The sequence below is a fragment of the Rubripirellula reticaptiva genome (assembly GCF_007860175.1).
Taxonomy (GTDB): domain Bacteria; phylum Planctomycetota; class Planctomycetia; order Pirellulales; family Pirellulaceae; genus Rubripirellula; species Rubripirellula reticaptiva.
This window is the reverse complement of the sequence record NZ_SJPX01000006.1, coordinates 198,432-216,819: the sequence shown is the minus strand read 5'-3', so window position 1 is coordinate 216,819 and position 18,388 is coordinate 198,432. Positions and strand designations below refer to the sequence as shown.

24 protein-coding genes are annotated in these 18,388 nt (G+C 54.3%); 14 read left to right on the top strand and 10 right to left on the bottom strand.

Annotated features, from left to right (window positions below):
- The first annotated feature begins 12 nt into the window (after positions 1-12).
- From Poly59_RS26370 to Poly59_RS26355, 4 genes are all read left to right on the top strand, one after another.
- Positions 13-1,350 (top strand): alkyl/aryl-sulfatase, encoded by a 1,338-nt coding sequence (locus tag Poly59_RS26370; protein WP_146404836.1) that lies wholly within the window; start codon positions 13-15, stop codon positions 1,348-1,350.
- A gap of 40 nt (positions 1,351-1,390) precedes the next feature.
- Positions 1,391-1,804: an ACT domain-containing protein gene (locus tag Poly59_RS26365; protein WP_146537105.1), complete on the top strand. Its 414-nt coding sequence runs from the start codon at positions 1,391-1,393 to the stop codon at positions 1,802-1,804.
- A gap of 174 nt (positions 1,805-1,978) precedes the next feature.
- Positions 1,979-2,806 carry a helix-turn-helix domain-containing protein gene (locus Poly59_RS26360; RefSeq protein WP_246151953.1) on the top strand — a complete coding sequence of 276 codons (828 nt, stop codon included), beginning with the start codon at positions 1,979-1,981 and terminating at the stop codon, positions 2,804-2,806.
- A 186-nt stretch (positions 2,807-2,992) separates the two neighbouring features.
- Positions 2,993-3,781 (top strand): SDR family NAD(P)-dependent oxidoreductase, encoded by a 789-nt coding sequence (locus Poly59_RS26355; protein ID WP_146537104.1) that lies wholly within the window; start codon positions 2,993-2,995, stop codon positions 3,779-3,781.
- Between the two features lie 115 nt (positions 3,782-3,896).
- Here Poly59_RS26355 and Poly59_RS26350 read toward each other — a convergent pair whose 3' ends face one another.
- Positions 3,897-4,268, bottom strand: coding sequence for a winged helix-turn-helix transcriptional regulator (locus Poly59_RS26350; protein WP_146537103.1), 372 nt, complete (start codon positions 4,266-4,268; stop codon positions 3,897-3,899).
- A 110-nt stretch (positions 4,269-4,378) separates the two neighbouring features.
- Between Poly59_RS26350 and Poly59_RS26345 the strand changes: the two genes are divergently transcribed.
- Complete coding sequence (locus Poly59_RS26345; RefSeq protein WP_146537102.1) at positions 4,379-5,365, top strand: zinc-dependent alcohol dehydrogenase family protein; 987 nt, start codon at positions 4,379-4,381, stop codon at positions 5,363-5,365.
- Between the two features lie 208 nt (positions 5,366-5,573).
- Entirely contained in the window at positions 5,574-6,521 is a 948-nt protein-coding gene (locus tag Poly59_RS26335; protein WP_146537100.1) for an SDR family oxidoreductase, read from the top strand.
- Between the two features lie 33 nt (positions 6,522-6,554).
- Here Poly59_RS26335 and Poly59_RS26330 read toward each other — a convergent pair whose 3' ends face one another.
- Genes Poly59_RS26330 through Poly59_RS26320 form a run of 3 tightly spaced genes read right to left on the bottom strand, consistent with a single transcriptional unit; the run spans position 6,555 to position 7,769 of the window.
- Complete coding sequence (locus Poly59_RS26330; RefSeq protein ID WP_146537099.1) at positions 6,555-6,923, bottom strand: four helix bundle protein; 369 nt, start codon at positions 6,921-6,923, stop codon at positions 6,555-6,557.
- Positions 6,924-6,951: 28 nt separating this feature from the next.
- Entirely contained in the window at positions 6,952-7,299 is a 348-nt protein-coding gene (locus tag Poly59_RS26325) for a tRNA-binding protein (protein WP_246151952.1), read from the bottom strand.
- Positions 7,296-7,769, bottom strand: a complete 474-nt coding sequence (locus Poly59_RS26320; RefSeq protein WP_146537098.1) for a YdeI/OmpD-associated family protein — start codon at positions 7,767-7,769, stop codon at positions 7,296-7,298. The genes Poly59_RS26325 and Poly59_RS26320 overlap by 4 nt, the downstream gene beginning before the upstream one ends.
- Positions 7,770-7,866: 97 nt before the next feature.
- On the opposite strand from Poly59_RS26320, the gene Poly59_RS26315 reads away from it, so the two are divergent.
- From Poly59_RS26315 to Poly59_RS26280, 8 genes are all read left to right on the top strand, one after another.
- Positions 7,867-8,322, top strand: coding sequence for an OsmC family protein (locus Poly59_RS26315; RefSeq protein ID WP_146537097.1), 456 nt, complete (start codon positions 7,867-7,869; stop codon positions 8,320-8,322).
- Entirely contained in the window at positions 8,319-9,146 is an 828-nt protein-coding gene (locus Poly59_RS26310) for a PhzF family phenazine biosynthesis protein (protein WP_146537096.1), read from the top strand. Before Poly59_RS26315 ends, Poly59_RS26310 begins: the two co-directional genes overlap by 4 nt.
- 140 nt (positions 9,147-9,286) lie before the next feature.
- Positions 9,287-9,769, top strand: a complete 483-nt coding sequence (locus tag Poly59_RS26305) for a DUF1569 domain-containing protein (RefSeq protein ID WP_146537095.1) — start codon at positions 9,287-9,289, stop codon at positions 9,767-9,769.
- A gap of 93 nt (positions 9,770-9,862) precedes the next feature.
- On the top strand, positions 9,863-10,261 hold the full coding sequence (locus Poly59_RS26300) for a VOC family protein (RefSeq protein WP_146537094.1): 399 nt from the start codon (positions 9,863-9,865) through the stop codon (positions 10,259-10,261).
- Positions 10,262-10,379: 118 nt separating this feature from the next.
- Positions 10,380-10,715: a hypothetical protein gene (locus Poly59_RS26295; RefSeq protein WP_146537093.1), complete on the top strand. Its 336-nt coding sequence runs from the start codon at positions 10,380-10,382 to the stop codon at positions 10,713-10,715.
- A gap of 3 nt (positions 10,716-10,718) precedes the next feature.
- Positions 10,719-11,009, top strand: a complete 291-nt coding sequence (locus Poly59_RS26290) for a TIGR03643 family protein (protein WP_146537092.1) — start codon at positions 10,719-10,721, stop codon at positions 11,007-11,009.
- Complete coding sequence (locus Poly59_RS26285) at positions 10,969-11,205, top strand: hypothetical protein (RefSeq protein WP_222436199.1); 237 nt, start codon at positions 10,969-10,971, stop codon at positions 11,203-11,205. Before Poly59_RS26290 ends, Poly59_RS26285 begins: the two co-directional genes overlap by 41 nt.
- A gap of 36 nt (positions 11,206-11,241) precedes the next feature.
- Complete coding sequence (locus Poly59_RS26280; protein ID WP_246151951.1) at positions 11,242-11,853, top strand: transposase; 612 nt, start codon at positions 11,242-11,244, stop codon at positions 11,851-11,853.
- Positions 11,854-11,932: 79 nt separating this feature from the next.
- Here the strand turns inward: Poly59_RS26280 and Poly59_RS26275 are convergent, their stop codons facing one another.
- The 6 genes from Poly59_RS26275 to Poly59_RS26250 form a co-directional block, all read right to left on the bottom strand.
- On the bottom strand, positions 11,933-12,550 hold the full coding sequence (locus Poly59_RS26275) for an HD domain-containing protein (protein ID WP_146537091.1): 618 nt from the start codon (positions 12,548-12,550) through the stop codon (positions 11,933-11,935).
- Positions 12,535-13,284: a DNA alkylation repair protein gene (locus Poly59_RS26270; RefSeq protein ID WP_222436173.1), complete on the bottom strand. Its 750-nt coding sequence runs from the start codon at positions 13,282-13,284 to the stop codon at positions 12,535-12,537. Before Poly59_RS26270 ends, Poly59_RS26275 begins: the two co-directional genes overlap by 16 nt.
- The gene (locus Poly59_RS26265; protein WP_146537089.1) at positions 13,262-13,516 is read right to left on the bottom strand and encodes a hypothetical protein; all 255 of its coding nucleotides are present in this window, start codon (positions 13,514-13,516) and stop codon (positions 13,262-13,264) included. The genes Poly59_RS26270 and Poly59_RS26265 overlap by 23 nt, the downstream gene beginning before the upstream one ends.
- A 286-nt stretch (positions 13,517-13,802) precedes the next feature.
- Positions 13,803-14,168: a DUF3147 family protein gene (locus Poly59_RS26260; protein ID WP_146537088.1), complete on the bottom strand. Its 366-nt coding sequence runs from the start codon at positions 14,166-14,168 to the stop codon at positions 13,803-13,805.
- Positions 14,169-14,267: 99 nt separating this feature from the next.
- Positions 14,268-14,816, bottom strand: coding sequence for a hypothetical protein (locus Poly59_RS26255; protein WP_146537087.1), 549 nt, complete (start codon positions 14,814-14,816; stop codon positions 14,268-14,270).
- A gap of 85 nt (positions 14,817-14,901) precedes the next feature.
- Entirely contained in the window at positions 14,902-18,372 is a 3,471-nt protein-coding gene (locus Poly59_RS26250; protein ID WP_146537086.1) for an efflux RND transporter permease subunit, read from the bottom strand.
- Positions 18,373-18,388 lie beyond the last annotated feature (16 nt).

Here is an 18,388-nt window from a genome sequence, read left to right as displayed (position 1 = left end):
GAGAGAACCAAAATGAACCGACTCTTCCTTCCATTGATCCTGCTGCTCGTAGCGGCCCCCGTTTTTGCACAAGACAATGCTGCGACCCGAAAGCTGACGCAACAATCGAAACAGTTTGAAGAACAAATCGTCAAAGTCGCCGATAAAGTCCACGTCGCAGTCGGATTCAGTCCGGCGAACGTTTCGATGATCGTTGGTGACGATGGCGTTGTCATTGTCGATACGGGAATGACGCGAGACGACGCCGATCGCATCGTGGCGGAGTTTCGCAAGATCACCGACAAACCGGTCAAGGCGATCATCTTCACGCACTCACATGGTGACCATACCGGCGGTGTGACTTCGTTTCTTGGAGCAGAGCGACCGCAAATCTGGGCTCACAACAACTTCGGAAGCGAATACCGTCCATTGACGGATGCCGGTGTTACGTTTCAATCAGTCCGAGCAGCAAGGCAAGCTGGATTCAAGTTGCCACCGGAGCAACGGATCAACAACGGCGTCGCCCCGGTTCGATACCCCAAGAGCGGCGGCCACGCGTTCGCGTCAGGTGCGGAGTCGAAACCGTCACACTTTCTCGAAGGAGATCGGCAGACGATCAACGTGGCCGGAGTTGAACTTGAACTCGTGTCAGCACCCGGTGAGACCAACGACGAACTGTTCGTCTGGTATCCGGCTGGCAAAGTACTCTTCGCTGGCGACAATTTCTACCGATCGTTTCCAAACTTGTACGCGATTCGAGGGACTCCCAACCGTAGCGTTCGCCTGTGGGCCGACAGCCTCACTAATATGTCTGCCAACAATGCGGTCGCCTTGGTCGGTGGCCACACCAAACCGATTGTCGGAGCAGACGAAGTCAAACAAGTCCTCGGCGATTACCGTGATGCCGTTCAGTTCATCCACGACAAAACCGTCGAGGGAATGAACAAGGGAATGACGCCGGATGAGTTGGTTGAGTACGTGCAGCTTCCTGAGCGCCTCGCCAGCAAAGACTATTTGCAACCGTTTTACGGGCATCCCGAATGGGGCGTGCGGACCGTCTTCAGCCAGTACTTTGGCTGGTTCGACGGCAACCCATCCAATCTGTTTCGCCTGACGTTGAAATCAGAAGCAGAGCGTGTTGCCAAGTTGGCGGGTGGAAAAGAGAAACTGGTCTCTGCGGCCAAAGACGCGCTCGCGAACGATGACAACCAATGGGCCACGCAACTCGCAGACCATCTATTGGCCCTCGACAAGAACGACCGCGATGCAAAACAAATCAAAGCCGATGCTTTGACGAAGTTGGCTCGCAACATGGTCAACGCAACCGCTCGCAACTACTACCTCACCGTCGCACGCGAGCTACGGGAATGAATTCAGCTCCAACCGCTGCAGAAACACGATGGGAAAACAGATGAACGGCGAAGCGAATCTGCTGACATTGCTGCAAAACATGCGGCCGGAACTGCAAGATGGCGAATTTGTGTTTTGCTCATTGGAACCGGCAGTCGCGTCCGAACTTAGCCTTTCCCCCATCGGACAGTTTCTTGAAGAGGAGGGTTTGACGCTGATTCTTGCGAAGGACGAAGCGGAAGCGAACCATCTCGACTTCACTTTTCCTTGCAGGAAGATCACTCTTAAAGTGCACTCCAGCCTTGAGGCGATCGGTTTCCTTGCCATCGTAACTGAAAAGCTGGCAGAACACGGCATCAGCGTCAATGCAATCTCAGCCTGTTATCATGACCACCTTTTTGTCCCGTCTGAAAGAGCGGAAGACGCGATGCGTGTATTGAGTGACTTGGTCAAACAATCACATCGCTCGCAGTAACGTCTATAAACAACAAAGTCATCGTCGACGGTAGCCGAACGATTCCGATTTTTCGATAACCAGTGGAGGGACTCAAGGTCTCGTCCACTGCGTCAGCGTTTGGTTGCTCGCGTCAACTGTGCGACGTAGACTGCCTGTCAGGTTTCAAGTTGTTTAATCGCCAGCGAGGATAGAATGGCTTCCGAATTCAAGGTGAAGCATTTCAAAGTTCGCGGTTCTGCTGACGACGAAATAACAATCCATCAGTGGGAGTCGGTCAAACACACTTGGCCGCGTCACTCACACCCCGAATACAAACTGGGCGTCTCCGAAGGCGGGACGGGCACGTTCTTCTATCGGGGCGAGCGATACCACACTGGACCGGGAAAGCTACTTGTCATCCACCCCAATGAGGCGCATACGTGCACAGCGACAGGGGCATGGCGGTATCTCTATGCTGCCCCAAGTGTCATCGCAAGCATCGTAAAAGCGTTTGACCGCAATGGTGATATCGAACCCTTGTTGCTGCCTCCGGTCATCGACGATTCTCAACTTGCAGAACTCGTTTTGCAGGCTCACCGGGCGATGGACGACGGAGCTTCGCAGTTGGAACAGGAATCTGCGTTTTATGATGCAATCTGTGAAGTCCTGGTTCGACACGCATCATTGCCCGACATACCAAAGAAGGAAGAACGTGCGAACATCCGCCGAGTCCAGGACAGCTTGGAAGCAAGATTCAATGAGAACGTCTCTCTTCACGAACTCGCTGAATTGGCAGGGACTTCGGCCCCGTATCTAAGCCGCGTCTTCTCCAAAGAGGTCGGAATGCCTATCCAGGTCTATCTCTCTCAAGTCCGAGTGCGTCGCGCGCAGCAGATGCTGATGGCCGGTGAGACACCGGCGAATGTCGCCTACGCCGTCGGTTTCACGGACCAATCGCACTTCACGCGACATTTCAAACGGCTCATTGGTGTTCCGCCCGGAACCTATTCCAGGGCCATTAGCACAGTTGGGTCCTCTTGACTCAAGTCGCAAGCCGTCTCGCGCCTCTGCATAGGGTGACATCAACGAATGAAGCTAGCGGCCCGCTTTTTTGGTTGCGCGCAAGATCGTTCAAGATGCGACGTCGCCATTTCCATAAACTCAAGATGGTGCTGTCATCTGGTCATCAAACAAACTCTTCAAAGACGCAAATAGGACAAATATCCGATGGACCTGAAACTAAACAACAAAACTGCCTTGGTCACTGCATCGACCGGTGGCATTGGCCTGGCGATCGCGACTCGCTTGGCTGCCGAAGGGGCAACCACGATCATCAACGGTCGCAGCAATTCGAGCGTTGACAAAGCGATAACCACAATTCGCGAAAGCAATCCGAAGGCCGACCTGGTCGGACTGGTGTCCGACAACGGGACTGTCGAAGGTGTCGCTCAAACCATCGCCGAACATCCACAGCTTGATATCCTCGTTAACAACTTGGGCATTTTTGAGGCGGTCGATTTCTTCGACCTGACGGACGAAGCCTGGCAACACATTTTCGACATCAACGTGATGAGCGGTGTGCGTCTTGCCCGGCATTACCTCAAGCAAATGCTGGAGCAAAACACTGGACGCATCATTTTCATCAGCAGCGAATCCGGCGTCGTGCCGGCTCCTGAAATGCCACACTACGCGATGACCAAAACAGCTCAGCTTGCCGTCTCACGTAGTCTGGCTCAGTTGACCAAAGGAAGCTCAGTTACCGTGACCACCGTGATGCCGGGTTCAACGTTGACCCCAGGCGTAAAGGAATTCGTCAGCAATCTGTTCCCGGATGAGTCATATGAATCGGCCGAAAAACGTTTCATGGCAGACAATCGGCCGACCTCGTTGATTCAGAGATTGATCGAACCAGAAGAGATTGCCAACATGGTTGCGTTTGTTGCCAGCCCACTCGCATCGGCGATCAACGGAGCGCCAATACGAGTCGACGGTGGTCTCATTCCAACGATTGCGTGATGTTCGGCGAATACGGATACGTCTCGCCCGCCCGAAAAACGGGCTCGAGAATTTGCCAAACGGACGGCGAATCATCGGGATGAAAGAGTCGCAAAATTGTCATCAACTCTCCAAATCATTCACTTACTTGTTCACGTGCAGCGATCAAATCCATCGCGTGCTCTTCACCCCATTTCTTGAGTGCCTTTAACACGGGCTTGAGCGACTTGCCTTCTTCGGTGAGTTCGTATTCAACTCGCGGCGGCACTTCGGCGTAGACGATTCGGTTCACCAAACCGCTGGCTTCGAGTTCGCGAAGCTGCTTGGTTAGCATTCGCTGTGTGACACAACCGATCTTCCGCTTGAGTTCACTGAAACGAAGCCGGCCGTCGAGCAAATAGAAGAGTACGATCCCTTTCCACTTGCCACCAATCAGCTCCAACGTCGCTTCAACGGGACAGGCGGGCAGCACGTAACTGGTGTGCCGGGGCTTGTTCTTGGTATCCATTTTGTGCCTACGTGTCCGAAATGTGCGTACTTGTTCGTTGCAGTCGTACTCGTATTATGTGCATGGAGACGGCCAAAGACAAACAGTTTCAAGCAGACAGGGAAAACAAGATGAAAGCGATGCTCATCAACGCCTATGGCGAAAACGCGACTTTTGAAGCTGCGGATATTGCGAAACCCAAAGTGAAGGCAGGCCACGTGTTGGTCAAGATCGCCGCTTCGAGCGTGAACACGGTCGACACGATGATTCGCAACATGGGGAAGGACTTACCTTTGTCGCCCGATACGCCAGCCATTCTCGGGATGGACTTCGCCGGAACGGTTGAGGCCGTCGGCGACGGTGTGAAAGACTATTCAGTTGGCGATGAAGTCTATGGCTGTGCCGGCGGGTTGGCTGACCTGCCTGGCACGTTGGCCGAGTACATCGTTGCCGACAGCAACTTGATTGCCCACAAGGCGAAGAACCTGTCGATGCGAGAAGCCGCCGCATTGCCGCTGGTCGCGATCACGGCCTACGAAGGCTTGAAACGCGCCGGCATCCAACAAGGCCAGAAAGTTCTCGTGCATGGTGGTTCTGGCGGAGTTGGCCATGTCGCGTTGCAACTGGCAAAACACTGGGGCGCCGAAGTCTACTCGACCGGTGGCGGCGAGAAACAACTTGCCCTGATCGAACAACTTGGTGCAACTGGCATCAACTACAAAACTGAAACGGTCGAGCAGTACGTTGCCAAGCACACCGGCGGCGCGGGGTTTGATGTCGTGTTCGACTCGGTTGGCGGTGCAAACCTGACGAACTCTTTTGAAGCGGCCGCGCTGAACGGTCAAGTCGCCACGACCGTGTCAATGTGCGAGCTAGATTTGACTCCCGCTCACTTCAAGGGCTTGTCGTTGCACGTTGTTTTTATGCTGATTCCGATGCTGCACAATTTCCGGCGGGAGCAACACGCAGAAATACTCCGCGACCTAGCTCAGATTTGCGAGTCCGGCGGACTCAAGCCTGTATTGGATGAAGAGCAGTTCACGCTTGAACAAGTCGGGCAAGCGTACGCTCGCTTGGAGAGCGGAAAAGCGATGGGAAAAGTCGTCGTCGAGAACTAAAGTTTCAGTGGTTCGGTCGGTTAGATGGCGACCACTACCATCACGACACTAATCAATTGGTCGTCCCTGACTAAGGATTGTTTCGGAAATAGATTCTTTGTTAGCGGAGCGGCGCAAGCCGCCCGGTGCGTTACCGGAGGGCTCGCGCCCAACCGCTAATGTCAGAAATACCGAAGTTGTTTCCGAACGATTCCTAAGGTGCATAAACATGACCACCAAGAGAAACTTTGGACCGAAGGGCTGGACGCCGGAGCGGATCGGCTCCCTGGCCGGCAAAACGTATCTCATCACCGGTGCCAACAATGGCGCGGGATTTGAAGCGACGCGAGTGTTCCTGTCCAAAGGCGCAAGCGTGGTGATGCTGAATCGTAGCGCCGACAAGTTTACTGCCGCCATGGCGAAGCTGAAGCAGGAATTCGGCAGCGATGCTGACGTGACGTTCGTGCGGATGGACCTGGCGGAGTTGGATTCCGTACGAGAAGCTGCGGCGGACGTCTTGAAGAAAGTTCCCCGCATCGACGCTCTTGTCTGCAACGCCGCCATCGCGCAGGTTGCCAAACAAGAGATCACCGTCGACGGCTTTGAAAGCCAGCTTGGCGTGAACCACTTTGGTCATTTCCTACTCTGCGGACTGTTGTTCGATCGGATCGCAGAGTCCTCGGGGCGGATCGTCGTTGTCGGCAGCAACGCCTACAAAATGGGGCTGAAGAGAATCCAGTTCGAAGACCTCAATTTTGACAACAACTACACCGCCTGGAATTCCTACGCCCAAAGCAAACTCGCCCAGATGATGTTCGCCTACGAATTGCAGCGCCGCGTTGAAGCTGCCGGAAAGAACGTCACCGTCCAGGTCTGCCACCCCGGCGCGTCGCGCACCAACTTGCTAAAGGACACGGCAAGCACCTTCAACAAAATCGTCTGGTCGATACTCTCACGAGTGATCGCACAATCCGCCGAAAAAGGTTCCTGGCCTGAAGTGATGTGTGCAACGGAGGAAACCGTGGAACCGGAAAGACTTTACGGTCCGACCAAAAGAGCCCAGACAGTCGGCCCCATTGGCGAATGCCAATTGGATGAATGCGCCCTGGATCGAGAAGCAGCCGCCAAGCTCTGGACGCTTTCCGAACAGAAGACGTCACCAAGCTGGTCGACGTGATGGAAGTATGAAGGCGGAGGGATGAAGGATGAGTTAGGACTTGCGTTGTCGTGCGTTCTTGGCACAAGTGACAAGGATCGCGGTCAGCTCGTTGGCTTCTTCCGTGAGTGGTCCCAGGCGTTCTTCGCTGACGACACCGGACTGGACGAGCCATTCAAACCAGTATTGCGTTTCTTCCAATTCTTGTAGCCCGCCTTCAACCTTGCTGATGAACTCGGCATTGGACCGAGCACGCGTTCCTTCACGGTAGTGAGCCCCGACCGATGTGCCACTCCGCAAAACCTGCTTACCCATCACTTGCGCCTCGGTCGTCTTCGGCAACGACGAGTACAACCGAATCACACGCAAAGCAAACTCCCGAGTCCGAGTCTTCAAATCAACTTGGCTATTTTCTTCACTCATCCTTCATCCTTCCTCGTTCAACCTTTCATCACGCCAATTCGGCTCCATTGGGGATCGACTTGTCGGGAACCGCCAGGATGACCGATCCGTCGTCGCGATAGAATCCGACGATTAGAAACTCCGACATCATCGGGCCGATCTGCTTCGGCGGAAAGTTCACCACTCCGATGACTTGTCGACCAATCAGTTCCTCCTTCGTGTAGTTCGCGGTGATCTGAGCACTCGTGCGGCGAAGGCCAATCTCGGGGCCGAAATCGACCGTGATCTTGTACGCCGGATTGCGAGCTTCGGGGAATTCGTCAGCTAATGTGACCGTTCCCGCTCGCAGGTCCACGTTTTGGAACTCTTGCCAAGTGATGATGCCCGACTCGTTCACTTGGTGTGCTCCATTAGCGTGTCAATGACTTCTTCGACCCGGCGTTCACGAGTTTCGATCATTTTCGCGTTACTGACTCGGTAACAAAAACTGCGACGCTTGCCGGCGGTCCAACTGTCCCACACATCGCGAGCCGCATCGTTCGCTTCCAACGCGTACTGCAACTCCATCGGAACTGTGATCGCGTCCTGATCAGCGACCTCAAACGCGATCGACACATGATCGCCCACCGTGACACCGATCAGCTTTTGAAGCTTTTTCGACACCATCAAGCACCACTTGCCCCGCGTCGGCAACAACGCCGCCTCGATCCGAATGCCAGCGATTTCGCCGTCGATTCGCAAACGCTTCGACTTTCCGAATGTTAATCGCGACGTGACCCCGTCCGGTACATACACGACCGAACTGTTCATCTTGCCAAACTCATAGGTGACAATTGTGGCGTCAAAGTTGTAGGGATAGTCACTCATGGCGTTTCAAATCGTCGGCCCATAAATTGAAAGACCGCAGTTTAGATGATCGAACAACCATTCCCGAGCCCACTCAGCAGGATGAGTTTCATTTCAAATGATTGTTGCCACCATATCCTGGTCAAACGCCGCGGATGACTTTGCGAAGCAAAGCTACAGTCGACGCCACACGTGGAGTTTTGACGGTGGTTTGACCATCGCGGCATCCTCGTCACCCGATATTGTTCCGGTCCCGATGTCGGATGCGAGTGCCGTTGACCCCGAAGAAGCCTTCGTCGCGTCGCTATCGAGTTGTCACATGTTGTGGTTTCTATCCATTGCCGCCAAAGCGGGCTTCGTCGTCGAAGAGTACATCGACGAAGCGGCGGGAGAGATGCGAGAAAACGACGCGGGTAAATCATTCATCGCAGTTGTTACCCTTCGCCCGGTAGTGAAGTGGGGTGGCGACCGCGAACCGGAGTCGGCTGAACTGCGTCGGTTGCATGACCAGGCTCATGAAGAATGTTTCATCGCCAATTCTGTGAAAACCCAAATCCGAATCGAGATCGAATGACTACGCCGCAAAATGTTCCCATCTGGCAAGTCGACGCGTTCGCAGATCGGCCATTCACCGGTAACCCGGCGGCGGTTTGCGTCCTCGAACGCTATCCCGACGACGAGTGGCTGCAAAACGTCGCTGCTGAAATGAACTTGTCAGAGACCTCGTTCCTGGTCCCGGCGAATGAACCCAATTCGTTTCACTTGCGTTGGTTTACACCGGCGACCGAAGTGGATCTGTGCGGACACGCGACTCTGGCTGCGGCTCACACATTGCTCGAACAGGAAAGAGTCAATCCCAACGAACCGATCCGCTTTCAAACTCGAAGCGGTGAACTGCCGTGCGTTTGCTCAGGCGAACGAATCACGCTCAATTTTCCTTCGACGCCGGCAAGCAATGATGTCGATCCCGCGTTGGCAAAGCTTCTGCTTTCGGCACTTGCGGTAGAATCGGGTGAAGTGCTGCAAACAAAGTTCGACTTGGTGGTCGTTTGCAATGATGCCAACACAGTCGAGTCGGCTAGCCCTGACTTTAACAAGCTCGCAAGAATCGAAACTCGCGGAGTGATGATCACGGCACCGAGCGACCGCGACGGCGTCGAATTTGTTTCGCGGTTCTTTGCGCCTCGCTGCGGCATCAACGAAGACCCCGTCACCGGGTCAGCCCATTGTTGCCTCGCGCCGTATTGGGCAACTAAGTTGCAGAAGACTTCACTGGTCGGCTACCAGGCTTCGCGACGAGGCGGAACTGTCCACTGCGAAATCGCCTATGACCACGTCAAGCTTTCGGGCACCGCCGTGACGGTGATGGAAGGACGCTTGAAGATTCCCAGCACGTGATCATCACGCCGGCAACAGGATTAACCACCAGGAGGCTCGGCACCCGATGCAATAGTCACGTCGTCGTGGTCATCATAGACTGAGTGTAGGGTGTTGGAAATGTGATGCCGCACTTCGCTCTCCTCCTTGGACTCTGTTTCATGGCCGCTTCAGCCAAACGCTCGCTCGACTTTCACACGTCCGATGAAGTCGTTGCGGAGATTCAACGTCTGAGGTCGGGCGGATACTCTCGAACGAAAAACTGGAACCTCACCCAGGTTTGCGAGCACCTGACGGCGACGATGTCGGGCGGCATGGACGGATTTGGCTTTCGGCTGCCGTGGATTTTGCGAGCGACAATTATCAAATGGATTTTCAACCGCATGTTAAAAACTCGCAAAATGTCGAGCGGTCCAACCATGGATCGATTGAAACCGAAGTCCGATGGAGCCGACGACGACGATGCGATTATCGACGCCTGCATCGCAACGATCGAACGAGCACACGCGTTTCAGGGACCGATCGAAAAATATCCCTTCCTGAATGAATTGAAAGTCGAAGACTGGCAGCAATTCATGTGGATGCACGCCGGCCACCATCTCGGTTTCTTGATCCCCAAGGAAGCAAACGTAGAGAGCGTGTGACCACATCGCACACGACCAAATGGATAAAGATTGGTGCAGTGCGTTTGAGACGAGACGAACCCCCTTTCAGAGCAATCAACGGACGAAAGACAAATGAAACTTGGATACATCATTTTGTACGTGCCGAAAGTCGACGAAGCGGTCGCGTTTTATGAAGCGGCGTTTGGCTTGGAGTGTCGCTTCACACATGAAGGTGGCGACTACGCAGAAATGGAAACCGGAGAGACGGTTTTGGCGTTTGCATCGGAAGAACTCGCCGACTCGCACGGGTTTGCTTACCGAAAGACGACCTCGGACGGGGATGCCCCAAGCGTCGAATTGGCTTTGGTCACTGACGATGTGCAATCCGCCTTTGACAAGGCCATTGCAGCGGGTGCTGCCGCCGCCAAACCTCCGACGAAACAACCTTGGGGGCAAACCGTCTCCTACCTTCGGGACGCCAACGGATACCTCGTCGAAATCTGTTCGCCCGTGGGTGGCCCGACGCCATGAACACGCTTCTGAAGCCGCCAGCCTGCTAAACTTTCATCTTTACAATTATCACCCTCTCCCCGGGAGGGTGAAGTGTGGAATAGCGAGGCAATCATTTGACCGATGACAATGATCCTGCATGAGTATCGAAAATGAAATCGGCGACCCGCATCGCTACGACCTTCAAGATCGCTATCTCGAACTGACCCGAAAGGAATTACCTGCCAAGGCCAGGCTGGGCGGTTGGATCGTGAAGGACGATCATTGCTTCATGCGAATCATCCTCGATCAATTGTTTCAGGGCTGTTGGTACGACCATCTCGACCGACGCCTTGTCGCCTACAAACAATTGAACAACGAAAAACTCACCCAAGTGATCGCATTGGCCGAAACCCTGCTCGCCGGAGACACCGAAATACTTGCTCGTTGGAACCACGAAAGCCTCCAGTGGCGAGGCAAACTCAAAACGAACTGAATCATGGCCGATCCCAAACCCAAAGAATCCAGCGACGAACTCACTCGAGGCCAGATCGACCGCATCATCATGATGGCGTGGGAAGATCGAACCAGCTTCGACGCGATCCGCGACCAGTTCGGCCTCACGCCGGGCGATGTGATCAAGCTAATGCGGCGAGAGATGACGGCCAACTCGTTCAAAATGTGGCGAAAGCGAACGCACGGGCGAACGACCAAGCACGAGGCCAAGTTCGCCGAAACCAACGCTGGCGATGAACCACGCCGTTTCCGAGCCAAATCGCAGCGAGGCTAGCGAAGTGGCGAAGATCAAACGCATTCGCACCAAATCGTGTTTACGATGCAACGAGACGAACGATGTGCTCTACCGAGTTCGCATCGAAGAGGACGGCGACTGGATCTTCGTCTGCCCGGCCTGCCTAGAAAAGGTCAAGCCAGCCAACCCGCACTATCAATACGGCGGCACCTGGAAGAGTCAGAAGCGGCACTGAGCTTCGACAATTTAGCGGAAGGGCGCGAGCCCTCCGGTGTCACGACGCTCAAACCGGGGCACCGGACAGCTTGGGCCATTCCGCTACAATGTGGATCACCGGGTAGCGGTCGGCTCTGAATCCCAGCGACGTGTCATGATGTCTCAGGAACCACTTGCATTATTCATCACGTGGACCTGCTATGGAACTTGGATGCCGGGCGATGATCGAGGTTGGACCAAATGGCACAAGGGCGAACAGATCGCGCAGCCACTACTTGCCGATTGGTGTCGCGAGCAGTTGGTTGAAACTGCGGTCACTTTGGATCAGTCACAACGAGACATTGTCGAAGGAGTGATCTACAAACACTGCGAAATTCGCAGTTGGATACTGCACGCCGTCTCCTGCCGCACCAATCATTGCCATGTCGTTGTGTCAGCACCGAATTACGCCGGCGATCAAGTCAGAGACCAATTGAAATCGTATGGGAAGCGAAAACTCAAAGACGATGCCCACAAGCGGCAATTAAAAGATGCAACAACTCGCGAACATTGGTGGACGCGAAAAGGAAGCGTTCGGCACATCAACGATGAAGATTCGTTGACTGCGGCAATCCAGTATGTTCTGGAAGCTCAAGACCTCGGAGGATCGAAAGCGTTCCACGATTGAAACTCAACAAATGTAGCGGCAGGGCGCAAGCCCTCCGGTTTTTCGCGTGATGGCTCACCGCGCGGCTTGCGCCGCTCCGCTATAAGCATTTGTTCTCACGCATGAACTGATCCAGAAACGTTTGCATGAACGCTTCCCTGTCTTCGGCCATCCGCCGGCCAGCGTCGGTATTCATCAGCGACTTGAGTTTGAACAGCTTGTCATGAAAATGGCCGACACCCGTTTTGGCATTGCCCGCGTCGGCCAAGTAGAACGGCTGACCAAACGCGGCCCCATACTCGATCGTTCGCACAATCCCGATCGCTCCCAGAGCGTCCAGCCGATCGGCATCCTGAACGACCTGACCTTCCAGCGATAACGGTTTGGCCGACTCGCCTTTGCGAAACGAGATGTTGTCGACGATGTGAGCGACGTGTTCGACCAGATCATCCTCCGCACCCAGACCACTCAGGATCTCAAGAGCGAACTCGGCACTCCGCTCAACGCCATCATGAAACTTGGCATCACCGACATCGTGCAGCAATGCCGCTAGTTCGACGACTTCCAAATCGCCGCCGGCATCAGCTTGAATCGCGCGAGCCGATGCCAGCACCCGCAACACATGATCCATGCCGTGACCGGCCGTTTGACCTTCCATTCGTTCCCGCACGATCGTTTCGACTCTCTCCACAAAATGCCCGGTCACTGATTCATCCATTTCGTTCGGTCTTCCCTCGACAACTTTTCAATTGAGTAACGAAGCATCGTTCGCGGCATGGTCTTGGCATGCTTCTTCAAGAACATTTCTAATTGCCGCTGGTCGCGATTGCCCATTTCACGAAGCATCCATCCGATCGCCTTGTGCATCAAGTCATGTCCGTCGTCCATCAGACGCTCGGCAAGCTCGACGATCTCCTCGAACTCGTCGTTCTTGATCAGCGACAAAGTAGCCAAGACTGCCACGCGTCGCTCCCACAATACATCACTGGCGGCAAGCCGATCGAGCACACGTCGCTCGTCGAAATGCTCCACCAACCATGCCCCAAGGATCTTCGGCGATGTCGTGTCAACGATGTCCCAGTTGTTCACCGCATCGAGGTTCGCCAAGTAGAAGTCAACGATCCCGCGGCATTCAAAATCGCGATGAGGATTCTTCGGCTTCGCGGCGGCCTCATACTGACCAACCAGAATCAACATTCCGGTCAGCCGGCACTCATGCCAAGGCGACGCAAACAGCTTCTCAAGCTCGTCACGCGACAAATCACGAAACTGCCGAGCCACCTTACGCTGGTCCGGCACCACGCAACCGAGAAATCGATCGCCTTCACCGTACCCGCCAGGCACAGCCTTGAAGAACCCCGGCAAGAACGCTGCCTTATCTTGCCGAGCCACCGCACGCAGGGCCGACAGAACCTGCTTTGCCGTCATCTTAGCGACGCCGAGTACCTGCACGCTTCAGACCTTTGGCGACGAAGTCGAACGCATCGGCCGGTTTGTAGTCTTCGAGCACGTCAAAAAAGCACGCCAGGACTCGCTTGGTCTCAGCGACGTTGATTTTCACACCTTTTGTGTCAGCGCGGGCAGCGACTTGGTTATAGATGTCACCAAGTGTGGAAGACTTTTGAGTTGCGGTCGATTTCTTGGGAGCTGCCTTCTTCTTAGGAGCTGATTTCTTCTTTGCCATGACGGTGTTGTCCCTGCTGAAGTGATAAGAGTGAATTCCTAGCACGTGTTTTAACTGTCGAAAGGCATTGTGAGAATAGCCGCTAGCGGTGGACTACACGTCGACACGCCTGCTCGACAATCAACGGAGACGAACATGCAGACCGAAACGCCGGACCATGTCTGGTTCCGGTTTGGCGGAACAATGAAAGGAGGTGGGTGGAAGATTTCTCCTTCGGTCCTGTCATAGAAGGCATTCACAGACAGAACCGCTGACCGACGTAAACGCCGATCGCCACCCACCGAATCTATTGATGAGTTTCGATGGAAGATGGACGGTTAGTGGGAGGTGATGAAACCCAAAACCACGTGCCAATCGTTATCGACGCCAAAAGAATGCCGATCACGAACGACGGCCAGAAGGACAAACCTGTCCGATTGGAAATCGCGAATGGCACGAAGAACGGCAACCCGAGTGGAACGAGTACAAGCGACGAGCGAGCCAGAGTCGCTATCGAGTTCATGTCTTGTTCCTTGTTCCACGTCATAATGAACGCCAGGATGCTGATGATCGGCAGTGTCAACAACAACGCGCCAAGTCTCGGCATCCGTCCAGCGATCTCGGCAACCGCTACGATCACGGCTGCCGAGATCAACGCTTTGACAATTAGCATTGAAAACTTCCAACTGACAAATGAAAACCAATGACTTGCGAACCCGTTGACGTCATTACGTATGCGGTCAAACAGTGGTCGTGAAGCGTCGTGCGACAATCACTCATGTCCGTGTGCTTCTTCTTGGAAGTCACCCGAGTAGGGAGTTCCGTCGATAACGCCCGAGATGGTGCCAGCGTACTCTTGGACGACTCCAAGCTTTTCGTGGTTGCCAATGAAGCGAGATGCCTTGCCAGCAGGATCATTTTCTTGGGGTGCCGCTTTGAGTGAAACTTGCATCACCGGATCGGTAATGCTCATCTCAATTTCCGTTGCGTCAATTGGCGTCGGTGTTTTCTCATCCGCGCCGAAGATGTAAACCGTTCCTTCTTGCTTGTCGTGGTCGACGATGAACTCGACATGGAACTTTCCGCCGCCCCAATCGGCAACGACGCCGTCGTGAGGTCCGGCACCATGCCCATGGCCAGCAACGCCGTGGTCATCGTGTTCTTCGCCGTCAGCATGTTCGTGCCCATGGTCGTCTGTCGGGGCTGTGGTCGAAGCTGTTTCCTGTGTGCAACCGACAAAGCTCAAGAGGCAAGCCAATGCGATTGCCGATCGGAGATTGAAGATTGCAGATTTTTGACACGCGGTTTTCAAAGTCATCATTTTGTTTCTTTCGTAAGGGAGGTGTTTAGAGGGAGTTGTGTGATTGCAACGTTTCAGTCTGCAATCTTCAGTCATCATTCTTCAATTACATAAATTCGTCCTCCACGTCTTCGAGTTTTGCGAGCCGTGCAGCATCCTTACCGCTAAATTTCCAAAACAGTCCAGGGTGAATGAGGAATTCACAAAAGGTCGATGTCGTCAGTCCGCCGAGGATGACAGTGGCAACTGGATACAGAATTTCACGGCCCGGTTCTTGACCACCCAGCACAAGCGGTATCAGTCCGATGCCAGCGGTTAACGCCGTCATCAAAACCGGTGCGAGTCGCTCCAGGCTGCCTCGCATCACCATCTCCTGCGTAAATTCTTCGCCTTCCTCCTTCATTAGGTGAAAGTAGTGAGTGACCAGCAGAATGCCGTTGCGAACCGCGATGCCGCCTAACGAGATAAAACCGACCAGACTCGCAACGGTGAGACTTTGCTGCGTGATAACGAGTGCCATTACTCCACCGATGAACGCCGTGGGGAGTGCGTTTAGGATTTGCAAAACGATTCGGATCGACGGAAACAAAATCAAGAGCACGACGAACATGCCAATCACCGATATGCCCGCGAGCACGATGATCAGTTGCGTCGCGCGTTGTTGGCTCTCGAACTGCCCTCCGTATTCAATGAAATAGCCGACGGGCATTTCGACTTGGTTGCTAATACGGCTCTTGATATCGTTCACGGCACCGGCCAAGTCTCGGCCTTCGGTATTGCAACGAATGACGATCCGACGGCGTGCGTTCTCGCGATTAATCGAATTGGGACCGGTGCCGACGCCCACGTCCGCAACCTCGTGAAGTTCGATCTGTCCCCGATCGGGTTGCCCCTCGCGATCAGGCAAGTCGATGCGAAGCCGATCGAGATTGGCGTAGTCGGTGCGATACTCTTCCTCCAGCCGCACTAGCAAATCGAATCGACGCTGGCCTTCCAGAACTTGCGAAACGACTTCACCCTGTAGCGCTGTTTGCAAAACGTCCGCGACATATTCGCGAGTCAGTCCATGCAGTGCCAAGTCGTCGGCGCGAAGGGCGATATGTAGTTCGGCGGTTTCTTGGATCGGCTCAACGACGGGCGGCGTTATACCTGGCACGTCTTGGATGGTTCCTTTGACCTGTTCGGCGACTCGCTGCAGCGTGTCAAGATTGTCACCGTGAATTTTGATCGCGATCTGGGCGTAGACGCCCGAAATCATATGACTGATCAAGTGCGCCAGAGGCTGTTCGACCTCAATGTCCACTCCGGGCGCTTCGTCGCTGATTTTCTCCCGAAGTCTCGCGAGGATTTCTTCTCGCTCGGTCGGCGACTCCGGATTCATACTGAGGATGTATTCGCCGAAGTTAACTGGCGACGCATGCTCGTCCATTTCCGCTCGACCGGTTCGACGAACGAAGTGCAAAATCTCGCCATCTGGGTTTTCCTCCGTCTTTTGCATCGACTGAAAGATGGAATCAATCGCTCCAGAGACTTTGTTGGATGCGTCTAATGACGATCCTGGAGGCAGGGTCACGTTCACTTGAATACTGCCTTCATCAAAAGGCGGTAAGAAGTTCCGACCAAGCGTCGACATTTGCCATGCGGCCAAGGCAACAGCGAGCCATGTCAGAATGAGCAAAGTTTTCGGCAACGCCATGCTGAGGTGGATTAGATGAGTTACGATCGCTTTCAACCCATGCAACAAGAACCCGTCGCCTTCGTGGTGCGTTGCACGCGAGTTCGGCAACAGATAGTAGGAAAGCACCGGTGTGACGGTCATCGACACGACGAAGGACGACAAAATCGACACGATGTAGGCGAAGCCCAGCGGCGTGAACAATCGACCTTCGACGCCCGACAGAGCGAACAGCGGCATGAAGGAAAGAATCACGACCGCGGTCCCAAACACGATCGAGCTGCGAATCTCTTTGCTCGCCTCGAAAGTAATGACGAGTGACGATTTCTGTTTTTCGACTGGTAAAAGGTTGTTTTGCTTCAGTCGACGAAAGATGTTCTCCACATCAACGATCGCATCGTCGACGAGTTCGCCCATCGCAACCGCGATACCACCGAGCGTCATGACGTTGATGGACAGCTCTGTTCCACTGATCCAACCCATCAAGCGGAACGTAAGCGTTGTCAGAACGAGCGAAAGCGGGATCGCGGTGAGCGTAATGAACGTCGTGCGAAAGTTCAGCAGGAACAGAAAGAGCACGATGATGACGAGCACCGCACCGACTACCAGTGCCTCGGCAACATTGAAGATGCCTCGGTCGATAAAGTTTCTCAGGCGAAACAGTTCTGAGTTGACGATGATGTCTGCTGGTAACGATGCCTCGACCTCGACAAATGCCTCCGCGACCGCATCACTCAGATCGCGTGTGTCAACGTGAGGTTGTTTGACGGTTGTGAACACGATTCCCGGACGACCGTCGACGCTTCCATCACCACGCTTGAATTGCGGTCCCTCGGTGACGCGATCGACTTGCCCCAATAAGACAGCTCGTTTGGGATGGTTTCCGACGGGGACTTTCTTCAAGTCTTCGATCACGACCCGTGATTCCGGTCCCAAGCGACCAAGAATACGAATCGGTCGCTCGGTCTCGCCCGTGACAGCGAAACCGCCACTCGTGTTGATGTTGCTGGCTCGTAGCGCCTGTTCAACCTCTTGAACCGTGACGTCGTATTCGAGCAGCGCGGTCGGGTCGATCAGGATTTGGTACTGCTTGCGATCTCCGCCGAGCATGAACACTTCCGCGACACCGGTGACTTTCAACAGTCGTGGTCGAATGATCCAGTCCGCGACAGTCCGCAGCTCAAGTTGTTGTTTTGCGTCGGTGTAAAAATGTGCGTCGTGTGACTTGCCCTCGATTTTGATCTCGGCGGTTCCGACGGAGATTTGGGAATTCTGTGGATCGGTATTGGGATCATCATCCCATTGAATCTCCTGTGGCTGAACTTTCTTCCAAGTCGAAAAGTCATGCCGATCGACCGGCGTCCAAACAATGATCTGAAACTTTCCGTCTTTGCCAATGACCATTTCGGCCATCATGTCGGTGTTGCCGAGCTGTGCGAGACGTCCGCCGCTGGGACCGTTTTGCCGGTAAATCCCCGCGACAATGATCTGCCCCATGATCGAAGACGGTGGCGTCATCTGCGGACGAATTCCATCCGGCAAGATACCCTCCAACGTGGACAGTCTTTCTTGGACAGTTTGACGAGCAGCGCGAATTTCCGTCGACCAATCGAACTCGATGTAGATCACGTTCAAGCCCGCCGTCGATTGACTGCGAACCGCCTGGACGCCATTAGCACCCATCAACGCAATCTCGATCGGCTGCGTCACCAGCGTCTCGACTTCTTCGGTCGCTAGTCCGGGAGCTTCGGTAATGATGACGACACGAGGGCGGTCGAGGTCGGGAAAGACGTCGATCGACATCTGAGTCGCCAGGTACGATCCGTAGACCAGCACAAACAGACTGACGACGACGACCAGCATGCGGTAACGGAGCGAAAACTTGATGATTGCGTCTAGCATTGAAGATTGTCGATTG